This is a genomic window from Enterobacter cloacae complex sp. 2024EL-00227 (assembly GCF_043945315.1).
Lineage (GTDB): Bacteria > Pseudomonadota > Gammaproteobacteria > Enterobacterales > Enterobacteriaceae > Enterobacter > Enterobacter roggenkampii.
Genome location: NZ_JBIMQP010000007.1, coordinates 178803 through 204961, shown reverse-complemented (window position 1 = coordinate 204961; position 26159 = coordinate 178803). Strand labels below are relative to the sequence as shown.

Genomic DNA, 26159 nt, shown 5'->3' with positions numbered 1-26159 from the left:
CTGAATTCCTTACTGCGCCTGCACGCGCAGCTCTGCTGCGCTACGACTACGGTGACCCAACAGGGCTTTAACATCGCTGGACTTCGGCTTAACCAGCGCGAATTTCGCAGAGAACGCCGGCCAGTTCGCCAGGATCTCTTCGCCGCGCGAAGAACCGGTATGCTGCACGTGTTCGGTAATCAAACCGCGCAGGTGTTCTTCGTGAATGGCCAGCGTGTCAACGTCCAGCACTTCTACCAGTTCAGGGTTCACGCGTTTACGGAACTCACCGTCTTCATCCAGGACGTAGGCAAAACCGCCCGTCATGCCTGCGCCGAAGTTCACGCCGGTTTTACCCAGAACGCAAACAATCCCGCCCGTCATGTATTCACAACCGTTATCGCCAATGCCTTCCACCACGGTGATAGCACCGGAGTTACGCACCGCAAAACGCTCGCCCGCACGGCCCGCGGCAAAAAGACGACCGCCGGTCGCGCCGTACAGGCAGGTGTTACCGATAATGCTGGCTTCATGGCTGCGGAAGGCTGAGCCGACCGGAGGACGTACCGCCAGAAGACCGCCCGCCATGCCTTTGCCGACGTAGTCGTTGGCATCGCCGGTCAGGTACAGCTCAACGCCGCCTGCGTTCCACACGCCGAAGCTCTGACCCGCAGTACCGCTGAAGTGTGCGGTAATCGGATCGGCTGCCAGCCCCTGGTCACCGTGCGTCTGCGCGATGTAGCCGGAGAGGGAGGCACCCACGGAACGGTCGGTGTTGCGGATATCAAACCAGAACGTTTTGCTCTGCTTCTCGTCCACATACGGTTTCGCCTGCTGCAGCAGCTGTGCGTTCAGCACGCCGTTGTCGAACGGCGGGTTGTTCTCAGTGCAGTAGACCGCTTTGCCAGGATGCGGCTGCGCGGTTTCCAGCAGCTTAGACAGCTCCAGCTTCTGCTGCTTGGCGGTGAAGCCTTCCAGCTCTTTCAGCAGGTCGGTACGGCCAATCAGGTCCACCAGACGCTTCACGCCCAGCTGCGCCATCAGCTCGCGGGTTTCACGGGCGATGAACTCAAAGTAGTTGGTCACTTTGAACGGCAGGCCGTGGTAGTGGTTCTTACGCAGCTTCTCGTCCTGGGTCGCAACACCGGTTGCGCAGTTGTTCAGGTGGCAAATACGCAGGTATTTACAGCCGAGCGCAACCATTGGGCCGGTACCGAAGCCGAAGCTTTCCGCACCCAGAATCGCCGCCTTGATGATGTCGAGGCCGGTTTTCAGGCCACCGTCCACCTGCAGACGGATCTTGTGACGCAGACCGTTAGCCACCAGCGCCTGCTGGGTTTCCACCAGGCCAAGTTCCCACGGGCAGCCCGCATATTTCACGGAGGAGAGCGGGCTTGCGCCGGTACCACCGTCATAACCGGCGATGGTGATAAGGTCCGCATAGGCCTTCGCCACGCCGGTGGCAATGGTGCCGACGCCCGGTTCGGAAACCAGCTTCACGGAGATCATCGCTTTCGGGTTGACCTGCTTCAGGTCGAAAATCAGCTGCGCCAGATCCTCGATAGAGTAGATATCGTGGTGCGGCGGCGGGGAGATCAGCGTCACGCCCGGTACCGAGTAGCGCAGTTTGGCGATGTACGGGGTAACTTTATCACCCGGCAGCTGACCGCCTTCGCCCGGTTTCGCACCCTGAGCGACTTTAATCTGAATCACGTCGGCGTTGACCAGGTACGCTGGCGTCACGCCAAAGCGGCCGGATGCCACCTGCTTGATACGGGACACCTTGTTGGTGCCGTAACGGGCAGGATCTTCACCGCCTTCGCCGGAGTTAGAGTTGCCACCGATGCTGTTCATGGCTTCCGCCAGCGCCTCGTGGGCTTCCGGGCTCAGCGCGCCGATGGACATCGCCGCGGTATCGAAGCGTTTGAACAGTTCGGATGCCGGTTCGACTTCGTCAATGCTGACCGCTTCATCACCCGGATTCAGGGCAATGAGGTCGCGCAGCGTCGCCGCCGGACGGTTGTTCACCAGCTCAGCGTACTGCTGATAATCACGGTATTCGCCGCTCTGAACCGCCTGCTGCAGCGTGCGCACCACGTCAGGGTTGTAGGCATGATACTCGCCGCCGTGAACGTATTTCAGCAGACCGCCCTGATCCAGCGGCTTACGTGCCAGCCAGGCGCGCTTGGACAGGTTCACCAGATCCTGCTGGAAGTCAGCAAAACCGGCGCCGCCGATGCGGCTGACCACGCCCTGGAAGCAAAGGTTGGCGACCTCATCGTGCAGGCCAACCGCTTCAAACAGCTTCGAGCAGCGGTAGGAGGCAATGGTCGAGATGCCCATTTTGGACATGATCTTGTACAGACCTTTGTTGATGCCGTTACGGTAGTTCAGCATCACCGCGCGGTAATCTTTGTCGATCGCGCGGGTATCCACCAGACGGGCCAGCGTTTCATAGGCCAGGTACGGGTAGATCGCCGTCGCGCCAAAGCCTAACAGCACGGCAAAGTGGTGCGGGTCGCGCGCGCTGGCGGTTTCAACAATGATGTTGGCGTCGCAGCGCAGGCTCTTATCCACCAGACGCGTCTGGATAGCGCCCACCGCCATGGGTGCAGGCACCGGCAGACGGTTTTTCGCGATGTTGCGGTCGGACAATACCAGCAGCACGGTACCGTTACGCACCATCTGTTCGGCTTTGTCGCACAGCGCATTCACCGTCTCTTCGAGGCTCGCGTCGTTCACGTCGAAGGTAATATCGAGCGTGTCGGCGCGATAGTGCTCCTCTTTCATGGTGGTGAGCTGTTTGAAATCGGAGTACAGCAGGATCGGCGATTTAAAGGTCAGACGGTGCGCCTGGCCTTCGGCCTCGCAGAAGACGTTCATCTCGCGACCGATGCTGGTGGCCAGCGACATCACGTGGGCTTCACGCAGCGGATCGATTGGCGGGTTGGTGACCTGCGCAAACTGCTGGCGGAAGTAGTCGTAAATGATGCGCGGCTGGCTGGAGAGCACGGCAAACGGGGTATCGTCACCCATCGAGCCGACCGCTTCCTGGCCGTTCTCACCGAGCACGCGGATGACGGAGTCCAGCTCTTCCGCGCTGTAGTTAAACTGCTTCTGGTAGCTGGCGAGGGTGTCATCGTCCAGCTCGCGGCTGCCCACTTCTTCATCCGACAGATCTTCAAACGGCACCAGACGACGCACGTTTTTCTCCATCCACTCTTTGTACGGATGGCGGCTCTTCAGATCGTTGTCGGTTTCGGCGGAGTGCAGGATGCGTCCACTGCGGGTGTCGATCACCATCAGCTCGCCCGGACCGACGCGGCCTTTCTCGACCACTTCGTCAGGCTGGTAATCCCAGATGCCGACTTCAGAGGCGCAGGTGATGAGCTTATCTTTGGTGATGACGTAGCGCGCCGGACGCAGGCCGTTACGGTCCAGGTTACACGCAGCGAAACGACCGTCGGACATGACGATGCCCGCCGGGCCGTCCCACGGCTCCATGTGCATGGAGTTAAAGTCGAAGAACGCGCGCAGCTCAGGGTCCATATCCGGGTTGTTCTGCCAGGCCGGCGGCACGAGCAGACGCATGGCGCGCACGATATCCATCCCGCCCGCCAGCAGCAGTTCCAGCATGTTATCCATCGAGCTGGAGTCCGAGCCGGTTTCGTTCACGAACGGCGCGGCATCATGCAGGTCAGGGATCAATGGCGTCTGGAACTTGTAGGTACGGGCGCGGGCCCACTGGCGGTTACCGGTGATGGTGTTGATCTCACCGTTGTGCGCCAGGTAGCGGAACGGCTGCGCCAGCGGCCAGCGTGGAACGGTGTTGGTGGAGAAGCGCTGGTGGAACAGGCAAATGGCCGATTCCAGACGCAGGTCCGCCAGGTCCAGGTAGAAGCGCGGCAGGTCAGCCGGCATACACAGACCTTTATAGATGTTCACCAGGTTAGAGAGGCTACAGACGTAGAACTCTTTATCGTCCTGGAGACGTTTTTCAATGCGGCGGCGGGCGATAAACAGACGGCGTTCCATATCACGCGGACGCCAGCCCGCAGGCGCGTTGACGAAAATCTGTTCAATACGAGGCAGCGAGGAGAGGGCGATTTCACCGAGCACCCCTTCGTTGGTTGGCACATCGCGCCAGCCGACAATCGACAGGGTTTCACGCTGAAGTTCTTCTTCGACGATGCGGCGTGAGGCGGCAGCTTTTTCAGGATCCTGGTTCAGGAACAGCATGCCGACAGCGTAGTTTTTGGCTAAACGCCAGCCGCGCTCTTCCGCCACGATGCGGAAGAAACGATCCGGTTTTTGCAGCAGCAGGCCGCAACCGTCGCCAGTTTTACCATCGGCAAGAATGGCGCCACGGTGCTGCATACGGGCCAGTGCGTGAATAGCGGTACGCACCACCTTGTGGCTAGGTTCGCCTTCTATGTGGGCGATCAGGCCGAAACCACAGTTATCCTTCTCAAGGGATTTATCGTACAACATATCAGTGAACCTCCCCAGGCTCGTCGGGCTTCCCACTGAACTTTACCGTGGCGCACAGGCACAGAAAGAGCATGGCGACGGGGTTTGCGTTTCATACGCGGACCTCGCATTCGCCCTCTTTTTCATCCTTTCGCGCAGGTAAACAAGTTTGAGGACTTGCTTCAGAGGGAATCTCAATTACTGCATAAATATGATGAGCAGGCCGCTCATCCAGAAAGCTTCCAGCGGATTTCCAACTTATCGGGAATTGGTACACAGGTCAAATGGCAATCTTATTTATACAAAAATGTGCTAAAGAGAGTTTATCTGTTTGTATTTTAAGGTTATTTAACTAATTTTACATTGATAGAATGCCCTGAGAGCGCGCAGCGGAGTGTGATCTGACTCACTATATGAAAGCGGTATTATCCATGTAGCGTGCTGAATAGCGGTTTTATAACAGAATAATAATCTGGCATTGCCTGCAAACCCGCATAAACACACTGTTTTTCAGTGCTGGCGCTATAAATGAAAAAAACAATCAGAACATAAGGAAAAGTAATCACGTACGGCGTGAATGAAATTGCAGTAATCCTGAGTATTTATTCATATAGATAAAGGCCGTCCAGGGCGATTGATCCAGGTCATCGCCGACAGAGGCTAAAAATGGCAGGCTTGTCCCCTTTCTCCGGGACGGTCTATCAGATTATGCAGTTACAGAAATTAGTCAATATGTTTGGTGGGGATCTTTTGCAGCGGTACGGGCAAAAGGTTCATAAGCTGACGCTGCACGGCGGGTTTAGCTGCCCGAATCGCGACGGCACCATCGGGCGCGGTGGCTGCACCTTCTGTAACGTCGCGTCGTTTGCCGATGAGGCGCAGCAGCACCATTCTATCGCTGAGCAGCTTGCCCACCAGGCCAGCCTGGTGAACCGTGCGAAGCAGTATCTGGCCTATTTTCAGGCTTACACCAGCACGTGGGCGGAGGTGCAGGTATTGCGATCGATGTATCAGCAGGCCGTCAGCCAGGCCAGTATCGTTGGGCTGTGCGTGGGAACCCGCCCGGACTGCGTACCGGACGCGGTGCTGGACCTGCTCAGCGAGTACAAAGAACAAGGCTACGAGATCTGGCTGGAGCTGGGCTTGCAAACCGCACATGACAAAACGCTGCACCGTATCAACCGTGGCCATGATTTCGCCTGCTACCAGCGCACCACGCGGCTGGCACGCGAGCGCGGGCTGAAGGTCTGTTCACATCTGATTGTCGGTCTGCCCGGTGAAGGTCAACAGCATGGCCTTGAAACCCTGGAAAAAGTCGTTGAAACCGGCGTGGACGGCATCAAGCTTCATCCGCTGCATATCGTGAAGGGCAGCATTATGGCGAAAGCCTGGGAGGCCGGGCGGTTAAGCGGTATCGAGCTTGAGGACTATACGGTGACGGCGGGGGAGATGATTCGCCACACGCCAGCGGAGATTGTCTACCACCGCATCTCGGCCAGCGCCCGCCGTCCAACGCTTCTGGCACCGCTGTGGTGTGAGAACCGCTGGACGGGGATGGTGGAAATTGACCGCTACCTGCAGGAGAACGGCGTACAGGGTTCGGCGCTGGGCCGCCCGTGGGTTCCGCGTCTAGCGGCGACGGCCGCCTAACAAACTCCCCAGCATGCCGCGCACGATCTGATTGGTGACCTGTCGCGCGGCGCTTTTCGCCATGGTCTGCACTACGCCGTCGCGTTTGCCGCCGCGCGGCCCGGTGCTGCCGAACAGGATGTCTTTGAGTCCACCAAGAATGCCGTCATCCACGGCGACAGACTGCCCTTTAGCGGCAGGCGCATCCTGCGATTCCGTTGTCGCCTGGACTCCTTTTTGCAGCATCTCGAAAGCAGATTCGCGATCCACCTCGTCTTCGTACTTCCCGTAAACCGGTGAGTGGTTAATCAGGCCGTTGCGTTCATCGTCGGTCACCGGCCCCATGCGCGAGCAAGGCGCAATGACCATGGCGCGTTCCACTACGGACGGGCTGCCCTTCGCATCCAGGAACGAGATCAGCGCTTCACCGGTGCCCAGCGCCTGAATGGCGGCTTCGGTATCAAAGGCCGGATTGGCGCGCATGGTTTGCGCGGCAGCTTTTACCGCTTTTTGATCTTTCGGCGTGAAGGCGCGCAGGGCGTGCTGTACGCGGTTACCGAGTTGTCCCAGTACGTTGTCCGGAATATCCGACGGGTTTTGCGAGACAAACCAGACGCCGACGCCTTTGGAACGGATCAGGCGGATAACCTGCTCGATCTTGTCCAGCAGCACCTGCGGTGCATCGTTAAACAGCAGGTGCGCTTCATCAAAGAAGAACACCAGCTTCGGCTTCTCAAGGTCGCCCGCCTCTGGCAGCTGTTCGTAAAGTTCAGAGAGCATCCACAGCAGGCTGGCGGCGTAGAGTTTCGGCATCTGGTAGAGCTTCTCTGAGCTCAGGATGTTAATAATGCCTTTGCCACTGCTGTCGGTGCGCATCCAGTCTTTGATATCCAGCATGGGTTCACCAAAGAAATGTTCAGCGCCCTGTTGCTCAAGCGTCAGTAGCCCGCGCTGAATAGCGCCCACCGAGGCGCTGCTGATGTTGCCGTACTGGTTCTGAAAGGATTTGGCGTTATCGCCGATGTACTGCGTAATGGCGCGCAGATCTTTGAAATCAAGCAGCAGTAGCCCCTGGTCATCGGCAATGCGGAAGATAATATTCAGCACGCCGGACTGCACGTCGTTGAGGTTAAGCAGACGGGCCAGCAGCAGCGGGCCAAGATCGGAGACGGTGGCGCGTACCGGGTGGCCTTTTTCACCGAAGATGTCCCACACCACCACCGGGTTACCATGGGGCGTCCAGTCCGTGATGCCAATATTCTTCAGCCGTTCGAGCAGTTTTTCAGAGGCCGTCCCTTCCTGAGCCACACCGGTTAAATCGCCTTTTACGTCAGCCATAAAGACCGGTACGCCAATCTCCGAAAGCGACTCCGCCAGCTTTTGCAGGGTGACGGTTTTCCCCGTCCCGGTCGCGCCGGTGATCAGACCGTGGCGGTTCGCCATCGCGGGCAGTAAATAGAGCTCTTTTTCCAGCGTCCGGGCAATTAACAATGGTGTACTCATGATGCGCTTCCTCTCTTAGTCCTGGGTGGAGTATAGGCAACCTGATAGCAATTTGGTTGAGTAAATTCCTGACTTTGCGGCGCATTATCCAGCGCGGACTATGCTTTTGCATACGGTTCACAAAATAGTGGGAAACTATGTCCAGATTCTTCTTTAACGATCGCAAACAGCTGGTCAACGATGCCATTGAAGGCATACTGCTTTCTGCGCCACATGCCAATCTCGTCAAGCTTGATATCGATCCGGCCATCAGGATCGTCGCACGCGGCGACTGGGACAAAAGCCGCGTGGCGGTGATCTCCGGCGGCGGCTCAGGCCACGAACCCGCGCACGCCGGGTTTGTCGGCAAAGGGATGCTGACGGCGGCAGTATGCGGCGATCTGTTTGCCTCGCCGAGCGTGGATGCGGTGCTGAATGCCATTGTGGCGGTCACGGGCGATCGCGGCTGTCTGCTGATCGTCAAAAACTACACCGGCGACCGCCTGAACTTTGGCCTGGCGGCCGAGAAGGCCAAACGCTACGGCCTGAAGGTGGAGATGGTGATTGTGGCAGACGATATCGCGCTGCCGGATAATAAGCAGCCGCGCGGTATTGCCGGTACGGCACTGGTGCACAAGATTGCGGGCTATGCGGCGGAGCAGGGGAAATCGCTGAGCGAGGTACGGGATATTGCGCAACAGGCCTGCGATAACCTCTGGAGCCTGGGCGTAGCGATGCAAACCTGCAACCTGCCGGGCAGCGACGATGAAGAGGGGCGCATTAAGCAAGGCCATGTCGAGCTGGGCCTGGGCATTCACGGCGAGCCCGGGGCTTCCGTGGTGGATACGCAAAACAGCAAAGCCATTATCGACACCCTGGTGACGCCGTTACGCGCGCAGGCGGGGGAGGGTTGTTTTGCGGTGCTGATTAACAATCTTGGCGGCGTATCGGCGCTGGAGATGGCGCTGCTGACCAAAGAGCTGGCGTACTCGGCGCTGAAAGAGAATATCGCGTACCTGATTGGCCCTGCGCCGCTGGTCAGCGCGCTGGATATGAAAGGCTTTTCTCTGACGCTGCTGAAGCTCAACGATTTCTTTGAAAAAGCGATTCACGCCGACGTCGAGACGCTGGGATGGCAGAAGCCCGTCGCGTTTGCGCCACTGCGCACCGTGGCGCATAGCGCCATTCATGACCGTGTGGAGTACACTCCGTCTGACAATCCACAGGTGCGTGCGTTTGTCTCCTCCGTGTCGACAACGCTGATCCAGCTGGAAAACCGCCTGAACGCGCTGGATGCTAAAGTGGGGGATGGCGATACCGGCTCTACCTTTGCGCAAGGGGCGCGGGATATTGCGCAGCGCCTGGAGCAGAACGCGCTCCCGCTTAATGACGTGCCTAAGCTGCTGCTGCTGGTTGGCGAGCGGCTGGCCACGGTGATGGGCGGGTCGAGCGGCGTGCTGATGTCGATCTTCTTCACCGCGGCCGGGCAAAAGCTTCACGATGGTCAGACGCTCCCGGAGGCCTTGCTCAGCGGACTTGCGCAGATGAAGCAGTACGGCGGAGCGGATCTTGGCGATCGCACGCTGATCGATGCGCTGCAACCAGCGCTGGAGGCGTTACAGAAAGGCAATATTCAGGCGGCAGCGCAGGCCGCGCAGCAGGGCGCAGAAGCAACGTCGAAGATGGCGAAAGCCGGCGCGGGACGCTCGTCGTATGTCAATAAAGATAACCTGGATGGGGTGATGGATCCGGGAGCGGTCGCGGTAGCGGAAGTATTTAACGTATTGGCGCAGCAGTGAAAGTAGGCCGGGTAAGGCGAAGCCGCCACCCGGCAAACTCACATCAGAAATCTGCTTTCAGCACCACGCGGTAGCGGGCTTTGCCGTCGCGCACGTGCTGGATCGCTTCGTTGATTTTTGACATCGGATACAGTTCGGTGGTCGGCGCCACTTTGGTGCGTCCGGCGAATTTCATCAGTTTGCGCAGCTCGTACGGCGTACCGGTTGCAGAACCGGAGATGCTGCGATCCCCGCCGATCAGGGTAAACGCCGGAACCGGCAGCGGCTTCATTACCGCACCCACGGTGTGGAAGTTACCGCCGTAGGCCAGCGCTTCAAAGTACGGCTGCCAGTCGAGATCCACGTTAACGGTGTTGATGATCAGGTCAAACTGGCCCGCCAGCGCGTTCAGCGCGTCCGGATCGCGGCTGTTCACCACTTTATCCGCCCCCATCGCCAGCACTTCTTTCTCTTTCGCCGGGTTCGAGCTGAACGCCGTGACTTCACAGCCCATCGCGTGCAGCAGCTTAATGGCAATATGCCCCAGTCCGCCGATACCGATGACGCCGACGCGACTGGTGGCGGTGATATGGTGCATCAGCAGCGGTTTGAAGACGGTGATGCCGCCACACAGCAGCGGACCGGCGGATTCGATATCAATGCTGTCCGGCAGCGGGATAACCCATTGCCAGTCGGCGCGCAGTTTATCGGCAAAACCACCTTTGTTGAGAATGGTGGGAACAGCGCCTTCGAGGCAGTTGATTTGATTGCCGCTGATACAGGCATCGCAGTGACCACAGCTGCGTGCCGTCCAGCCAATGCCCACGCGCTGGCCCACTTTGAGCCCTTTGTCCTGCGCGGCGCTACCGAGCGCCACGACGCGACCAATAACTTCGTGCCCGGCAACCAGCGGATAGCTGGAGAAGCCCCATTCGTTGTCGATCATCGAGAGATCCGAGTGGCAGATCCCGCAGTAATCAACCTGTACTTCGACGTCTTCTGCTTTTAGTTCGCCCGCATCGTACTCGTACAGCTCAAGTTCTGCACCCGCCTGCGGTGCGGCGTAGCTTTTTATCTTCGACATCGTGTTTCCCCCGTTGTGGTGTGAACTGAGAGTGTAGAGCATTCAGTTTACAGCCGCTTAACAGAAGAGGGCAGGAACGAAAGTTACAGACTTTTCAGCATTCTGACTTCACAATCAACGTGGCCGGTACAGCCCAGCGGCGCATCGATATGCTCAAAGCCCAGATGCTCATACAGGCCGATGGCCTCTTTGAGGAAGGCGGTCGTTTCAAGGTAGCAGCGGGTAAAACCCTGTTTGCGCGCGTGGTCCAGCGCCATCAGCGCCAGCTTTTTTGCCAGTCCTTGTCCGCGTGCCGTTGGCAGGAAATACATTTTCTGCAGTTCGCAGATATCCGGCTCGCTGCAGCTGAGGGGGGCCACGCCGCCGCCGCCCACGACCTGACCGTTCTGCTCGATGACCCAGTAGGCATGACCAGGCTGGCTGTAGAGCTGGAAAAGCGCGTCCAGATTCGGGTCGGCAACCGTGTAGCCCTTGTCAGCCGTCAGTCCATATTCGGCAGAAACGGTGCGAATAACGGCGGCAATAGCCGGGTTATCCTGCTCAGCGATCCGGCGCATCGTCGTCGCGACGGGGGTAATCACGCTCATAGCATTACTCATTACAAAAATTGACACATAACTGCTGTTAATAGCACCGCAGAAAGGGGAGTGCAAGCGAGGAGTTTTCAGGAAGGTTACCCCTTACGCCCTGAAGCGTAAGGGGTAAAAGCATTACAGGGCAGCGATAACCGCCTGCTGCTCAATCAGCTTGGTCTTCGCATCGGCGAAGGCAACCAGACGCTCACGCTCTTTCGCGATGACCGCTTCCGGCGCGCGGGCAACAAAGCCTTCGTTCGCCAGCTTGCTTTCGATTTTGCCAATTTCCACGTCGACTTTCGCCACTTCTTTCGCCAGACGAGCCAGCTCAGCGTCTTTGTCGATCAGACCTGCCATCGGGATCAGCAGCTCGGCGCCGTCGATGATTTTGGTCACGGAAACCGGACCTTTGTCATCAGCAGGCAGCACGGTGATGCTTTCCAGACGCGCCATGGTTTTCAGGAAGGTGTTGTTCTCGGTGACGCGACGAACGGCCGCTTCGCTACAGCCGCGCAGCAGCAGCTCCAGCGGTTTGCCCGGCGCGATGTTCATTTCAGCACGAATGTTACGTACCGCCACGATCGCCTGCTTCAGCCACTCGGTATCCGCAGACGCCGCTTCATCAACCTTAGCCGCATCGAACGCCGGGAACGGCTGCAGCATGATGGTGTCGGCGTTGATGCCTGCAATCACCTTCACGCGCTGCCAGATGGTCTCGGTGATGAATGGAATAACCGGATGCGCCAGGCGCAGCAGGCCTTCCAGAACGGTAATCAGCGTGTTGCGCGTGCCGCGCAGTTCCGCCTCAGTGCCGCCGTTCATGACCGGCTTCGCCAGCTCCAGATACCAGTCACAGAACTGGTTCCAGGTGAATTCATATAGAATGCCCGCCGCGATATCGAAGCGGTAGCTGTCCAGCGCCTCGCGGAACGCTTTCACTGTCTGGTTGAATTCCGCCAGGATCCAGCGGTCAGCCAGGGAGAGGGTCATCTCGCCGCCGTTGAAGCCGCAATCCTGATCTTCGGTGTTCATCAGCACGAAGCGGCTGGCGTTCCACAGCTTGTTACAGAAGTTACGGTAACCTTCCAGACGCTTCATGTCCCAGTTGATGTCACGGCCGGTCGAGGCCAGCGCTGCCAGGGTGAAGCGCAGGGCGTCGGTACCGTGAGCCTCAATCCCGTTCGGGAACTGCTTCTCGGTGCGCTTGCGGATTTTCTCCGCCAGCTGAGGCTGCATCATGTTGCCGGTGCGTTTTTCCAGCAGCTCTTCCAGAGAAATACCGTCAACCATATCCAGCGGGTCAATGACGTTACCCTTGGATTTGGACATCTTCTGGCCTTCATCGTCGCGGATCAGACCGGTCATGTAGACGGTATGGAACGGAACCTGCGGCTTGCCGTCTTCGTCTTTGATGAAGTGCATGGTCATCATGATCATGCGGGCAATCCAGAAGAAGATAATGTCGAAGCCGGACACCATCACGCTGGTTGGGTGGAACTGACGCAGCGCGTCGGTGTTTTCTGGCCAGCCGAGGGTGGAGAAGGTCCACAGCGCGGAGGAGAACCAGGTATCCAGCACGTCTTCGTCCTGACGCAGGGCAACGTCAGCGCTCAGGTTGTTTTCCTGGCGCACTTCATCTTCGCTGCGGCCAACGTACACGTTGCCTTCGTTGTCGTACCATGCCGGGATACGGTGACCCCACCACAGCTGACGGGAGATACACCAGTCCTGAATATCGCGCATCCAGGAGAAGTACATGTTTTCGTACTGCTTCGGCACGAACTGAATGCTGCCGTTCTCAACCGCTTCAACAGCCGGTTTCGCCAGCACGTCGGCACGCACGTACCACTGGTCGGTCAGCATTGGCTCGATAACCACGCCGCCACGGTCGCCGTACGGCACGGTCAGATCGTGAGGCTTGATCTCTTCCAGCAGGCCGAGTGCGTCAACAGCAGCCACGATGGCTTTACGCGCGGCAAAGCGTTCCAGCTTCTGGAACTCGGCCGGGATGTCGCTGGAATAGACGTCGGATTCGTTGCCTTTGGTGTCGTACACTTCTGCGCTTTCGCGGATATCGCCGTCGAAGGTCAGAATGTTGATCATCGGCAGGGCGTGACGACGACCCACTTCATAGTCGTTGAAGTCGTGCGCCGGGGTGATTTTCACGCAGCCGGTGCCTTTTTCCATGTCGGCGTGTTCGTCGCCCACAATCGGAATACGGCGGTTTACCAGCGGCAGCACCACGAATTTGCCAATCAGATCTTTATAACGCGGATCTTCCGGGTTAACGGCCACGCCGGTATCGCCCAGCAGGGTTTCCGGACGGGTAGTCGCGACCACCAGGTAATCTTTACCGTCAGCGGTTTTTGCGCCGTCGGCCAGCGGATAGCGGATGTGCCACATGGAGCCTTTAGACTCGCGGTTTTCCACTTCCAGATCGGAAATCGCGGTGCGCAGTTTTGGATCCCAGTTAACCAGGCGCTTGCCGCGGTAAATCAGGTCTTCTTTGTACAGGCGGACGAAGACTTCTTTCACGGCGTTGGAAAGGCCTTCATCCATGGTGAAGCGCTCGCGCTCCCAGTCCACGGAGTTGCCGAGACGGCGCATCTGACGGGTAATGGTGCCGCCAGATTCCGCTTTCCACTGCCAGATTTTGTCGATGAACGCGTCGCGACCGTAGTCGTGGCGGGTTTTCCCTTCTTCAGCGGCAATTTTACGCTCAACCACCATCTGGGTCGCGATACCCGCGTGGTCAGTCCCCGCCTGCCACAGGGTGTTTTTGCCCTGCATGCGCTGGTAGCGGATCATGGTGTCCATGATGGTCTGCTGGAAAGCATGACCCATATGCAAACTGCCGGTGACGTTCGGCGGCGGGATCATGATGCAGAAGGACTCTTTGCTTTCGTCGCCGTTAGGCTTGAAATAGCCCTGCTGTTCCCAGTGCTCGTAAAGCGGCTGTTCGATATCGCGTGGGTTATATGTCTTTTCCATTATTTCCAGGTTGCCGTATTCAGGTTAAAACCAGCCAGGCGGTACGCTTTATAGCGTTCGCGCGCCAGTTGTTTCAAGGATTCTTCGTAAGGGACAAAGTCTACCACTTCTGTGAAAGCGGTGGCAAAATCTGCAAAATCTATCCGCAGGCTAATCAGAATGTCGCGCGCGCTGCTGTTGCGCTTTTGCGGCCAGGCAATTTCCACCGGCGCCCCGCCGCGTGGCCCTTCGCCTGATAGGTTATGCGGAACAAAGCTCTCAGGCGGGCGGGCCCACAGCGCTTCATCGAGACGAATCGCCTGCTGCTCATCTTCACAGGCGATCAACACGCGTTTGCCTGCGCGCCAACGTTCTGCGGCAATTTCACACACCAGCTGTTCGACGGCGCTGAGTCCATCCTGATGGGTGTCGTTGTCCAGAAGGTAGAACGTTGCATTCTTCATATATGGGGCTTCTTGTCGTGGATTTAAATGCAAAGCCGGGTGGCGCTTCGCTTACCCGGCCTACGGTTGAGTGGCGTGTAGGCCGGGTAAGGCGAAGCCGCCACCCGGCACTTTATATCACTCGTCGCCGTTAAAACCCGCACGATTGAGCAGGAACTGCGACAGCAGCGCCACCGGACGACCGGTTGCGCCCTTTGCCTTACCGGAGCGCCATGCGGTGCCCGCGATATCCAGGTGCGCCCAGTTGTACTTGCGGGTGAAGCGCGCCAGGAAGCATCCCGCGGTGATCGCCCCGCCAGGACGTCCGCCGATGTTCGCCATATCCGCGAAGTTAGACTCCAGCTGCTCCTGATATTCGTCACCCAGCGGCAGACGCCATGCGCGGTCACCGGCCTGCTCCGAGGCGCTAATCAGCTCGTGCGCCAGCGGATTATGGTTAGACATCAGGCCGGTAATGTGGTGGCCAAGGGCAATCACGCAGGCACCGGTGAGCGTGGCGACGTCAATGACCGCTTCCGGCTCGAAGCGCTCAACGTAGGTCAACACGTCACAGAGTACCAGACGGCCTTCGGCGTCGGTGTTCAGCACTTCTACCGTCTGGCCAGACATGGTGGTCAGGACGTCACCCGGGCGATACGCGCGACCGCCGGGCATGTTTTCGCAGCCCGCCAGGACGCCGATCACGTTGATCGGCAGCTGAAGCTCCGCGACCATGCGCATCACGCCGTAAACCGCCGCCGCGCCGCACATGTCGTATTTCATCTCATCCATGCCTTCGGCAGGCTTGATGGAGATACCGCCGGAATCGAAGGTCAGGCCTTTACCGACCAGCACGACAGGGCGCGCGTCTTCGGCCGGGTTGCCCTTGTACTCGATAACCGACATCAGGGATTCGTTCTGCGAGCCGTTACCGACCGCCAGGTAAGAGTGCATTCCCAGCTCTTTCATCTGCTGTTCGCCGATGACGCGGGTAATCACGTTTTTGCTGTAGGCGTCGGCCAGCTGGCGCGCCTGAGAGGCGAGGTAAGCGGCGTTACAGATGTTCGGCGGCATGTTGCCGAGATCTTTTGCCGCTTTAATACCGGCGGCAATCGCCAGACCGTGCTGAATGGCGCGCTCGCCGCTGGTCAGCTCGCGACGGGTTGGCACGTTAAAGACCATTTTACGCAGCGGACGACGCGGCTCGCTTTTATTGGTCTTCAGCTGATCGAAACTGTACAGGCTCTCTTTTGCCGTTTCGACTGCCTGACGCACTTTCCAGTAGGTGTTACGCCCTTTAACGTGCAGCTCGGTCAGGAAGCATACCGCTTCCATTGAACCGGTATCATTCAGCGTATTGATGGTTTTCTGAATCACCTGCTTGTACTGACGTTCATCCAGCTCGCGTTCTTTGCCGCAGCCAATCAGCAGGATGCGCTCTGACAGTACGTTCGGAACATGGTGCAGTAACAGCGTCTGCCCAGGTTTGCCTTCCAGTTCGCCACGGCGCAGCAGGGCGCTAATATAGCCGTCACTGATTTTATCGAGTTGTTCGGCGATCGGGGAGAGTCGGCGTGGTTCAAAGACGCCCACAACGATGCAGGCACTCCGCTGTTTCTCCGGGCTACCGCTTTTTACACTGAACTCCATGCACTACGCTCCTGAATCTTAAAGACAACGGCGGCGGCTACGGATAGAATTGAAACCTTTCGTAACTCATGTCCGCTGTTGTGGTGACTTCGTGTTAATCTTACGTTACTACGGTTTCGACACGTCAGAAAAAGTCCTGAAGCGTGAATCCGCCGGATGTTTTAATCTTAGCGATGATTTCGACGACTCAAGAGAATAAATGACGTTTAAGCCATGAAACAAGCGATTTTCCAGCAAAGAGACGGGTTTTTACGGGCGTATTTAAAGTGATAATCATAAGATATCTGGTGCGGGAGACGCTCAAAAGCCAACTGGCGATCCTCTTCATCCTGCTGCTGATTTTTTTCTGTCAGAAGCTGGTTAAGATCCTCGGTGCGGCCGTTGACGGCGAAATTCCAACAAATCTGGTGCTTTCCCTGCTTGGTTTAGGGATCCCGGAAATGGCGCAGCTTATCCTGCCGCTAAGTCTTTTCCTTGGCCTGCTCATGACGCTTGGGAAACTCTACACCGAGAGTGAAATCACGGTGATGCATGCCTGTGGCCTGAGCAAAGCGGTGCTGGTCAAAGCCGCCATGATACTGGCGCTGTTCACGGGTATCGTTGCGGCGGTGAATGTGATGTGGGCGGGTCCTCTGTCTTCTCGCCATCAGGACGAAGTGCTGGCCGAAGCGAAAGCCAACCCCGGCATGGCGGCGTTAGCCCAGGGGCAGTTCCAGCAGGCAACCGACGGGAACTCCGTGCTGTTTATTGAGAGCGTTGACGGCAGCAAATTCAACGATGTCTTCCTGGCGCAGCTGCGTCCTAAAGGTAACGCGCGTCCTTCTGTGGTGGTTGCCGACTCCGGTCAGCTTGCTCAGCGCAAAGATGGTTCTCAGGTCGTGACGCTGAACAAAGGCACCCGTTTCGAAGGCACCGCGATGCTGCGTGACTTCCGCATTACGGATTTCCAGAACTATCAGGCCATTATCGGCCATCAGACCGTGGCGCTCGATCCAACGGATACCGAGCAAATGGACATGCGTACCCTCTGGAATACCGATACCAACCGAGCGCGTGCTGAGTTCCACTGGCGTATTACGCTTGTCTTCACCGTGTTTATGATGGCGCTGATTGTCGTTCCGCTGAGCGTGGTGAACCCGCGTCAGGGACGCGTGCTCTCTATGCTGCCAGCGATGCTGCTTTACCTGATCTATTTCCTGCTGCAAACCTCGATTCGTTCCAACGGCGCGAAGGGTAAGCTGGACCCTATGGTCTGGACATGGTTCGTTAACAGCCTGTACATCTTACTGGCGCTGGGGTTAAACCTGTGGGATACGGTGCCTGTGCGCCGCATACGTGCCCGATTCTCGCGTAAAGGAGCCATCTAATGCAGGCGTTTGGCGTTCTTGATCGCTATATCGGTAAAACCATTTTTACCACCATCATGATGACGTTGTTCATGCTGGTGTCCCTCTCCGGCATTATCAAATTTGTCGATCAGCTGAAAAAAGCCGGGCAGGGGAGCTATGACGCGCTGGGCGCGGGGATGTATACCCTGCTCAGCGTGCCGAAAGATGTGCAGATCTTCTTCCCGATGGCGGCCCTGCTGGGGGCGCTGCTGGGGCTGGGGATGCTGGCGCAGCGCAGTGAGCTGGTCGTTATGCAGGCTTCGGGTTTTACCCGTATGCAGGTCGCGCTGTCGGTGATGAAAACCGCCATCCCCCTGGTGCTGTTGACCATGGCGATTGGCGAGTGGGTCGCGCCGCAGGGCGAACAGATGGCGCGTAACTACCGTGCTCAGGCGATGTACGGCGGCTCACTGCTCTCGACTCAGCAAGGTTTATGGGCGAAAGACGGTAAAAACTTCGTCTACATCGAACGGGTGAAGGGGAATGATGAACTGGGCGGAGTGAGCATCTACGCTTTCGATGACCAGCGCCGTCTGCAGTCCGTTCGCCACGCCTCTTCGGCGAAGTTTGACGCCGAACATAAGCAGTGGCGGTTGTCCCAGGTTGATGAATCTGACCTGACCGATCCGAAACAGATTACGGGTTCTCAGACGGTAACCGGTACGTGGAAAACCAACCTGACGCCCGATAAGCTCGGCGTCGTGGCGCTGGATCCTGACGCGCTCTCCATCAGTGGTTTACACAACTATGTGAAATACCTGAAGTCGAGCGGACAGGATGCGGGACGCTATCAGCTCAACATGTGGAGCAAAATCTTCCAGCCGATGTCCGTGGCGGTAATGATGCTGATGGCGCTGTCGTTTATCTTCGGCCCGTTGCGCAGCGTGCCGATGGGGGTCCGCGTCGTGACCGGCATCAGCTTCGGCTTTGTGTTCTACGTGCTCGATCAGATCTTCGGTCCGCTGACGCTGGTTTATGGCATTCCGCCGATTATCGGTGCGCTGCTGCCAAGCGCCAGCTTCCTCCTGATCAGTCTCTGGCTGCTGTTGAAACGCTCCTGATTGACCTCGCCTCGCTTCCGGTTACCCGGGAGCGAGGCTAATCTCCTGTTTCACCCCGCACTTTTTCTCACAACCTTCAACGTCCCGCCGCGAATTTGAGTATTATTGAGCGATAACGTCGTGAAGGGATCCTCTATGAAGCAAATTCGAATGCTTGCCCAGTATTACGTCGACCTGATGATGAAGCTTGGGCTGGTGCGTTTTTCCATGCTGCTTGCGCTGGCGCTGGTCGTTCTGGCCATTGTCGTGCAAATGGCGGTTACCATGGTTCTGCATGGTCAGGTCGAGAGTATCGACGTCATCCGCTCCATCTTCTTTGGCTTGCTTATTACTCCCTGGGCGGTCTATTTCCTTTCCGTGGTGGTTGAACAGCTGGAAGAGTCCCGTCAGCGTTTGTCTAAGCTGGTGGATAAGCTGGAAGAGATGCGCGAGCGTGACCTGAAGCTCAACGTCCAGCTCAAAGACAACATTGCGCAGCTGAATCAGGAGATTTCAGATCGTGAGAAAGCGGAGGCCGAGCGTCAGGCCACCCTGGAGCAGCTGAAAATCGAAATGAAAGAGCGCGAGGTCACGCAGATCCAGCTTGAGCAGCAATCTTCTTTCCTGCGATCGTTCCTGGATGCGTCGCCGGATCTGGTGTTCTACCGTAATGAAGATAAAGAGTTTTCCGGCTGTAACCGGGCGATGGAGTTGCTCACCGGAAAAAGCGAGAAGCAGCTGATACACCTGAAGCCGCAGGACGTTTACTCTGAAGAGGCGGCGGCCAAGGTCATGGAGACCGACGAAAAAGTCTTCCGTCATAACGTCTCGCTGACCTATGAACAGTGGCTGGATTACCCGGACGGGCGCAAAGCCTGCTTTGAGATCCGTAAGGTGCCCTACTATGACCGCGTGGGGAAACGCCACGGCCTGATGGGCTTTGGCCGCGATATTACCGAGCGTAAGCGCTATCAGGATGCCCTGGAGCGCGCCAGCCGCGACAAGACCACCTTTATCTCCACCATCAGCCACGAGCTGCGCACGCCGCTTAACGGCATCGTCGGCTTGAGCCGTATTCTGCTGGATACCGACCTGACCGCAGAGCAGGAAAAATACCTCAAGACTATCCATGTTTCAGCGGTCACGCTGGGTAATATCTTCAACGATATTATTGATATGGATAAGATGGAGCGCCGTAAAGTTCAGCTTGATAACCAGCCTGTGGATTTCACCAGCTTCCTTGCCGATCTGGAAAACCTGTCTGGCCTGCAGGCGCAGCAGAAGGGATTGAGCTTTGTCATGGAGCCAACCCTGCCGCTGCCGCATAAAGTGGTGACGGACGGCACGCGACTGCGCCAGATCCTGTGGAACCTGATCAGCAACGCGGTGAAATTTACCCAGAAAGGAAAGGTGGCGGTGCGTATCCGCTATGACGAAGGTGACATGCTGCACTTCGAGGTGGAAGACTCCGGGATGGGTATTCCGCTGGAGGAGCAGGACAAAATCTTCGCCATGTATTATCAGGTGAAGGACAGCAACGGTGGGAAACCGGCCACCGGTACGGGCATTGGCCTGGCGGTGTCTAAACGTCTGGCGAAGAGTATGGGCGGCGATATCACCGTTGCCAGCCAGCCGGGCAAAGGGTCAACCTTCACGCTGACGGTCCATGCCCCTGCGGTGGCGGAAGAGGTAGAGGATACCTTTGAAAATGACGATATGCCGCTGCCTGCCCTGCACGTCCTGCTGGTGGAAGATATTGAGCTGAACGTAATTGTGGCGCGCTCTGTACTGGAAAAACTGGGCAACAGCGTGGATGTCGCGATGACCGGTAAAGCCGCGCTGGAGATGTTTAAACCAGGCGAATACGATCTTGTTCTGCTGGATATTCAATTACCGGATATGACCGGGCTGGATATCTCGCGCGAGTTGACGCGTCAGTACGCGGCCGACGAACTGCCGCCGCTGGTTGCCCTGACGGCGAACGTGCTGAAAGATAAAAAAGAGTATCTCGATGCCGGTATGGACGATGTACTCAGCAAGCCGCTGGCGGTGCCTGCTCTGACCGCTATGATCAAAAAGTTCTGGGATACCCATGATGAAGAGGAGAGCACCATGACGTCTGTTGATAGCGCAAAAGCCCAAACGATACTCGATACCGCGATGCTGGAGCAGTACATCGATCTGGTGGGGCCGAAACTGATTACCGACGGTCTGGCGGTGTTCGAAAAAATGATGCCGGGCTATCTGAGCGTGCTGGAATCCAACCTGACGGCCCGTGACCAGAAGGGGATCGTGGAAGAAGGACATAAAATCAAAGGTGCCGCCGGCTCGGTTGGCTTACGCCATCTGCAGCAGTTGGGGCAACAGATTCAGTCGCCTGATTTACCTGCATGGGAAGATAACGTGGGTGATTGGGTTGAAGAGATGAAACAGGAATGGCAAAACGATGTGGCGGTGCTAAAAGCCTGGGTTGACGCCAGAAAAAAATGACCCCGGATTAACCGGGGTGCGCGAATACTGCGCCAACACCAGGGAAATCGTGGCTGCGCCTGTTTTTAAACGTTATTTTTGAAAGGGCGCTGCCTGAAAAATTTAGGCCGCACGCAGATAAGATAGCAAATCTTAAATGGTTTGTTACATGAATCAGTGAAATGTGTGAAGCATAGCGTTTTAATCAAAATTATTAATGTGCTTCAGCAAGTTGCAGAAAAGGATTGTCATGATGAAAAAGATTGGTGTCGTGCTAAGCGGATGCGGTGTTTACGATGGCTCTGAGATACATGAAGCCGTCATCACGCTGCTGGCCCTGGCTAAGCAGGGAGCCGAGGTGATTTGTTTTGCACCGGACAAAAATCAGGCGGATGTGATTAACCATCTGACCGGTGAGCCGATGGCGGAAACCCGTAACGTGCTGATTGAAGCCGCGCGCATTACGCGAGGTGTCATCCATCCTCTTATTCAGGCAGACCCTGCAGAGCTTGATGCGCTCATTGTGCCAGGTGGGTTTGGCGCAGCCAAAAATCTCAGTACCTTTGCCGCGCAGGGCGCGGAGTGTCAGATCGATCCTCATCTCAAAGCGCTGTCGCAGGCCATGCATGCGGCAGGGAAACCGTTGGGCTTTATCTGTATCGCACCGGCGATGTTGCCTAAAATTTTTGATTTCCCGCTGCGCGTGACCATCGGGACGGATATTGATACCGCAGAGATTGTCGAAGAAATGGGGGGCGAACACGTTCCGTGCCCGGTGGATGACATTGTGGTTGATGAAGATAACAAGATTGTCACCACGCCTGCGTATATGCTGGCGAAGAATATCGCGGAAGCCGCCGTGGGCATTGAAAAACTGGTCGCCCGCGTGCTGGTGCTGACGGAATGAGGCGTCCGTTTTCCGCAGGCGCATGGGTGAAACGCCTTCTTCTACGCATCGTTCTCGTCATGGCGGTGTTCTGGGGAGGCGGGCTGGCCGTGTTCAGCATTATGCCGGTCCCGTTCTCTGCCGTGATGGTTGAGCGTCAGCTCGGCGCGTGGCTCAGCGGCGATTTCGGCTATGTTGCCCATTCTGACTGGGTAAGCATGGACGAGATCTCTCCGTTTATGGGGCTGGCGGTCATCGCAGCGGAGGATCAGAAATTCCCTGAGCACTGGGGGTTCGACGTTGCGGCCATTGAGAAGGCGCTGGCCCATAACGAACGCCATGAAAACCGCGTGCGCGGCGCGTCAACGTTGTCGCAGCAGACGGCCAAAAATCTGTTTCTGTGGGACGGCCGTAGCTGGGTGCGAAAGGGGCTGGAAGCGGGGCTCACCCTGGGCATGGAAACGGTCTGGAGCAAAAAGCGCATTCTGACCGTGTATCTCAACGTTGCCGAGTTTGGCGACGGGGTATTTGGTGTCGAAGCTGCATCACAACGCTATTTTAATAAACCCGCCAGCAAGCTGAGCATGTCGGAGGCGGCGCTGCTCGCGGCTGTTCTGCCTAATCCCCTCCGTTTTAAAGCCAGTGCCCCCTCAGGGTACGTGCGAAGCCGTCAGGCGTGGATTATGCGCCAGATGCGTCAGTTGGGAGGAGAAGGGTTTATGGAGAGCAACAAACTTATGTAGGGCGGGTAAGCGCAGCGCCACCCGCCTGAAGGGCAGAGACCTTAATCTTCGTCGAACCCTGCGTTAAACAGCGCAATCACCGCCGCCAGCGCTTCCTCTTCCTGGGGGCCGGTGGCTTCGACTTCAATCTGACGCCCTTTGGCGGAATCCAGCATCAGCAGCGCAATGACGCTGTTCGCCTCCGCTTCGGTACCTTCGTCATTCCGCAGCAGAACTTCTGCATCGAAACCCTGCATCAGCTCAAACAGCTTCATCGCCGGGCGCGCATGCATGCCCAGCTTATTGGTGATCTCAACGGTCTGTTTTACGGTCATGTTTTACGTTTTTCCAGCGTGCGATGACGGGACTGAACGTTCTTCCCGCGCGAGCGGAAATAGTCGGCCAGCTGTTCGGCGATGTAGACCGAACGATGTTTACCGCCGGTACAGCCAATCGCTACCGTTAGATAGCTACGATTGTTTGTCTCCAGCATAGGTAACCATAGCTCAAGGTAGCTTCGCGTCTGGTAGATAAAATTGTGAACTTCTGTGTGCCTGTCGAGGAAGGCCGCAACGGGTTTATCCAGACCGGTCATGGGACGCAGTTTCGGATCCCAGTGCGGGTTCGGCAGGAAGCGCACGTCGAAAACATAATCCGCATCAATCGGGATACCGTGCTTGAAGCCAAAGGATTCGAACACCATCGTCAGTTCGCGCTCGCGTTTTCCCAGCAAGCGGGTACGCAGCATTTCTGCCAGCTCGTGAACGGACATCTCAGAGGTGTCGACAATCAGGTCGGCGCGAGAACGCAGCGGCTCCAGCAGATCGCTCTCTTCATCGATTGCGCTCTCCAGGGAGAGGTTCTTACTGGAAAGCGGGTGCAAACGACGGGTGTCGCTGTAGCGGCGAATCAGGGTATTACGGTCTGCATCGAGGAACAGCAGCTGAGGCGAGAACGTGTCAGGCAGGTTACTCATTGCCTGTTCGAAGATCTCTGGCGATTCCGGCATGTTACGAACGTCGATACTGACGGCGGCCGAGGTCTGTCTCTCCGCAAGCGTACGGGCCAGGTCGGGCAACAACACGACCGGCAGGTTATCGACGCAGTAAAAACCCATGTCTTCCAGCGCGCGCAGAGCCACGGATTTCCCCGACCCTGAACGACCGCTGACAATCATCAGCACCATGTTCCGTTTCTCCTCAGGACAACAGATGTGAAGGCCATCTCCTGGTTATGCATCATCCTGATTGCCTTCTGCTTCGGTGATAATTTGATAAAGCTCTTCATCACTTTGAGCCGAGCGCAGTCGACGGCAAATGGTTTTATCAGCCAGACGTTTGGCGACCAGCGACAGCGTATGCAGATGGGTTTTCGTCTGGTCAGCAGGCACCAGCAGCGCGAAGAGGAGATCGACGGGCTGGTTATCAATGGCATCAAAGGCGATCGGTGTTTCAAGCTGCACAAACACACCGACGGCACGCAGGGTATCCTCTTCCAGCTTGCCGTGCGGGATTGCGATGCCGTTGCCGATACCGGTACTGCCCATCTTTTCGCGGGTCAGAATTGCTTCGAACACCACCTGCGGCGGCAGGCCCAGCTGTTTTGCGGCCAGTTCACTGATGATTTCCAGCGCACGTTTTTTGCTCTGGCAGTGAACCGCACTGCGGGTACATTCCTGGTTAAGGACATTGCTCAGTTGAAGAGCGGAATCGTTGTTCATCATAATTTCACCTAAGCGCTAACTGTACAAATGGCCTGTTGTGTTTCACAACAGGCCGTCCTGCACCCGTTAACTGCCCGGACAATTAGTGTTGTTTCAGTTTATCTTTATGTTTATTGAGCTGTCGCGCAAGCTTATCAATCAAGCCGTCGATAGCAGCGTACATGTCTTGCCCTTCCGCACTGGCATGCAGTTCCCCCCCGTTAACATGCAGGGTGGCATCCGAGATATGAGTCACTTTCTCCACTTTCAACACAATGTAGACCTGATTGATCCTTTCGAAATACTGCTCGAGTTTTGCAAACTTCGCGTTCACAAAGTCGCGTAAAGCCTCAGTAATTTCGACGTTTTGTCCAGTGATGTTGAGCTGCATAGTGTCTTCCTTATCGGTTGTGTCAGACCAGCTGTTTACGCTGGTTGGACGGCGGAATGGATAAAGACTCTCGATACTTCGCAACAGTACGACGTGCCACCATAATACCCTGATCGGACAGCATGGTGGTTAACTTACTGTCGCTTAGTGGCTTCGCGGGATTCTCCGCGGCGATCAACTTCTTCACCAGAGCACGAATGGCCGTTGACGACGCTTCGCCGCCGCCCTCGGTATTCACATGGCTGGAGAAGAAATACTTAAGCTCAAAAATACCGCGTGGACTGTGCAGATACTTCTGCGTGGTGACACGGGAAATGGTTGATTCATGCATCTCGACGGCCTGGGCGATATCCGCCAGCACCATCGGTTTCATATACTCTTCGCCCTGCTCAAAGAAAGCCTGCTGCTGTTCGACAATGCAGCGGCTGACGCGTAGCAGCGTATCATTTCGGCTCTCCAGACTTTTGATCAGCCATCGCGCTTCCTGCAAATTGCTACGAATATATTGGTTGTCGGCGTCGTTACGCACGCTGGTGCACATGGAGGCATACTGCTGGTTGATTTGCAGGCGAGGGATGCTGTCTGAATTCAGTTCAACGACCCAGCGGCCGTTGTGTTTTCTGACCAGCACGTCCGGGATCACGTACTCGGGCTCGCTGGTCTGGATCGACTGACCGGGGCGCGGATCGAGCGACTGGATCAGATTCACCGCTTCTTTCAGCACCTCTTCCTTCAGGCGCGTGACGCGCATCAGGGTGCGGAAATCGTGGTTCGCCAGCAGATCCAGATGATCGCTGATGATCGCCCGCGCCTCCTCGAGCCATGGCGTCTCTTTACTGAACTGAGAAAGCTGGATCAGCAGGCAGTCGCGCAGATCTTTTGCGGCCACGCCTACCGGATCGAAACGCTGGATGCGCTTCAGAACGGCTTCGACTTCCTCAAGCTCAATCTCGTCGTCGCCCATGCTTTCCAGTATATCGTCGAGGGTGACGGTCAAATAGCCGGTGTCGTCAACGGCATCGACAATCGACGTGGCAATCGCGCGGTCGGTATCGGAGAAGGGGGTGAGTTCCACCTGCCACATCAGGTAATCCTGCAGCGACTGGGTGGTTTCGCCCTGATAGACCGGTAGCTCATCGTCCTGGTAGTCTGCACGCGTACCGGAAGGGGTTCCGGCGGTGTAGATTTCATCCCAGCTGGCATCAAGCGGAAGCTCGTCGGGCATCTCTTTTTGTTCGAGTGCATCCGCGGTATCGAGCGCTTCAGTATCCTGCGATTGCTGGGTATCTACCTCGTCATGAAGATCGGTTTGTTCCAGCAGGGGGTTACTGTCCAGCGCCTGCTGGAGCTCCTGCTGAAGTTCTAACGTAGACAGTTGCAACAGGCGAATTGCCTGCTGTAGCTGCGGCGTCATCGCCAGTTGTTGGCTGAGCCTTAATTGCAAACCTTGCTTCATGTTCAGAGCATTTTTCTCCGGTTCGGCGTTACGTTACCTCTACCC

The 26159-nt window shown here is 56.9% G+C and carries 19 protein-coding genes; 7 read left to right on the top strand and 12 right to left on the bottom strand.

The annotated features are described in order from the left end of the window. Positions 1 to 9: 9 nt before the first annotated feature. Positions 10 to 4470 (bottom strand): glutamate synthase large subunit, encoded by a 4461-nt coding sequence (gene gltB, locus ACHH0Z_RS14415; protein ID WP_045407076.1) that lies wholly within the window; start codon positions 4468 to 4470, stop codon positions 10 to 12. Between the two features lie 687 nt (positions 4471 to 5157). Between gltB and ACHH0Z_RS14410 the strand changes: the two genes are divergently transcribed. Then, a complete protein-coding gene (locus ACHH0Z_RS14410) occupies positions 5158 to 6099 on the top strand; it encodes a TIGR01212 family radical SAM protein (protein ID WP_102046729.1) in 942 nt (313 codons plus the stop codon). On the opposite strand, the gene ACHH0Z_RS14405 is transcribed toward ACHH0Z_RS14410, so the two are convergent. Further along, the gene (locus ACHH0Z_RS14405) at positions 6079 to 7581 is read right to left on the bottom strand and encodes a helicase HerA-like C-terminal domain-containing protein (RefSeq protein ID WP_008502820.1); all 1503 of its coding nucleotides are present in this window, start codon (positions 7579 to 7581) and stop codon (positions 6079 to 6081) included. The two genes, ACHH0Z_RS14410 and ACHH0Z_RS14405, sit on opposite strands and share 21 nt — an antisense overlap. Positions 7582 to 7718: 137 nt before the next feature. Here ACHH0Z_RS14405 and ACHH0Z_RS14400 point away from each other — a divergent pair, with 137 nt between their 5' ends. Next, entirely contained in the window at positions 7719 to 9359 is a 1641-nt protein-coding gene (locus tag ACHH0Z_RS14400) for a dihydroxyacetone kinase subunit DhaK (RefSeq protein WP_045407072.1), read from the top strand. A 43-nt stretch (positions 9360 to 9402) separates the two neighbouring features. On the opposite strand, the gene ACHH0Z_RS14395 is transcribed toward ACHH0Z_RS14400, so the two are convergent. The 5 genes from ACHH0Z_RS14395 to pepA all read right to left on the bottom strand — a co-directional run bounded on the left by ACHH0Z_RS14395 (position 9403) and on the right by pepA (position 16060). Beyond that, complete coding sequence (locus ACHH0Z_RS14395) at positions 9403 to 10422, bottom strand: NAD(P)-dependent alcohol dehydrogenase (protein WP_008502818.1); 1020 nt, start codon at positions 10420 to 10422, stop codon at positions 9403 to 9405. A gap of 83 nt (positions 10423 to 10505) precedes the next feature. Further along, entirely contained in the window at positions 10506 to 11009 is a 504-nt protein-coding gene (locus ACHH0Z_RS14390; RefSeq protein WP_008502817.1) for a GNAT family N-acetyltransferase, read from the bottom strand. A 123-nt stretch (positions 11010 to 11132) separates the two neighbouring features. Further along, positions 11133 to 13988, bottom strand: coding sequence for a valine--tRNA ligase (locus ACHH0Z_RS14385; RefSeq protein ID WP_023294670.1), 2856 nt, complete (start codon positions 13986 to 13988; stop codon positions 11133 to 11135). Further along, positions 13988 to 14431: a DNA polymerase III subunit chi gene (gene holC, locus ACHH0Z_RS14380; RefSeq protein WP_008502815.1), complete on the bottom strand. Its 444-nt coding sequence runs from the start codon at positions 14429 to 14431 to the stop codon at positions 13988 to 13990. The genes ACHH0Z_RS14385 and holC overlap by 1 nt, the downstream gene beginning before the upstream one ends. A gap of 117 nt (positions 14432 to 14548) precedes the next feature. Continuing rightward, positions 14549 to 16060, bottom strand: a complete 1512-nt coding sequence (pepA, locus tag ACHH0Z_RS14375) for a leucyl aminopeptidase (protein ID WP_008501434.1) — start codon at positions 16058 to 16060, stop codon at positions 14549 to 14551. Positions 16061 to 16326: 266 nt separating this feature from the next. Here pepA and lptF point away from each other — a divergent pair, with 266 nt between their 5' ends. The 5 genes from lptF (at position 16327) to mtgA (ending at position 22586) form a co-directional block, all read left to right on the top strand. Continuing rightward, positions 16327 to 17427 carry an LPS export ABC transporter permease LptF gene (gene lptF, locus ACHH0Z_RS14370; protein WP_021242268.1) on the top strand — a complete coding sequence of 367 codons (1101 nt, stop codon included), beginning with the start codon at positions 16327 to 16329 and terminating at the stop codon, positions 17425 to 17427. Continuing rightward, complete coding sequence (lptG, locus tag ACHH0Z_RS14365; RefSeq protein ID WP_008501437.1) at positions 17427 to 18509, top strand: LPS export ABC transporter permease LptG; 1083 nt, start codon at positions 17427 to 17429, stop codon at positions 18507 to 18509. Before lptF ends, lptG begins: the two co-directional genes overlap by 1 nt. A gap of 135 nt (positions 18510 to 18644) precedes the next feature. Beyond that, positions 18645 to 20978, top strand: a complete 2334-nt coding sequence (gene arcB / locus ACHH0Z_RS14360; RefSeq protein ID WP_008501438.1) for an aerobic respiration two-component sensor histidine kinase ArcB — start codon at positions 18645 to 18647, stop codon at positions 20976 to 20978. A gap of 232 nt (positions 20979 to 21210) precedes the next feature. Beyond that, complete coding sequence (elbB, locus tag ACHH0Z_RS14355; protein ID WP_045407068.1) at positions 21211 to 21864, top strand: isoprenoid biosynthesis glyoxalase ElbB; 654 nt, start codon at positions 21211 to 21213, stop codon at positions 21862 to 21864. Further along, the gene (gene mtgA / locus ACHH0Z_RS14350; RefSeq protein ID WP_008501440.1) at positions 21861 to 22586 is read left to right on the top strand and encodes a monofunctional biosynthetic peptidoglycan transglycosylase; all 726 of its coding nucleotides are present in this window, start codon (positions 21861 to 21863) and stop codon (positions 22584 to 22586) included. The genes elbB and mtgA overlap by 4 nt, the downstream gene beginning before the upstream one ends. Before the next feature lie 41 nt (positions 22587 to 22627). Here the strand turns inward: mtgA and npr are convergent, their stop codons facing one another. The 5 genes from npr to rpoN all read right to left on the bottom strand — a co-directional run bounded on the left by npr (position 22628) and on the right by rpoN (position 26114). Further along, a complete protein-coding gene (gene npr, locus ACHH0Z_RS14345) occupies positions 22628 to 22900 on the bottom strand; it encodes a PTS phosphocarrier protein NPr (RefSeq protein WP_003861872.1) in 273 nt (90 codons plus the stop codon). Further along, complete coding sequence (gene rapZ / locus ACHH0Z_RS14340; protein WP_008501442.1) at positions 22897 to 23751, bottom strand: RNase adapter RapZ; 855 nt, start codon at positions 23749 to 23751, stop codon at positions 22897 to 22899. Before rapZ ends, npr begins: the two co-directional genes overlap by 4 nt. 45 nt (positions 23752 to 23796) lie before the next feature. Then, positions 23797 to 24288, bottom strand: a complete 492-nt coding sequence (gene ptsN, locus ACHH0Z_RS14335) for a PTS IIA-like nitrogen regulatory protein PtsN (protein ID WP_008501443.1) — start codon at positions 24286 to 24288, stop codon at positions 23797 to 23799. 82 nt (positions 24289 to 24370) lie between these two features. Then, positions 24371 to 24658, bottom strand: coding sequence for a ribosome hibernation promoting factor (gene hpf, locus ACHH0Z_RS14330; RefSeq protein ID WP_008501444.1), 288 nt, complete (start codon positions 24656 to 24658; stop codon positions 24371 to 24373). A 22-nt stretch (positions 24659 to 24680) separates the two neighbouring features. Continuing rightward, complete coding sequence (gene rpoN, locus ACHH0Z_RS14325) at positions 24681 to 26114, bottom strand: RNA polymerase factor sigma-54 (protein ID WP_008501445.1); 1434 nt, start codon at positions 26112 to 26114, stop codon at positions 24681 to 24683. Positions 26115 to 26159 lie beyond the last annotated feature (45 nt).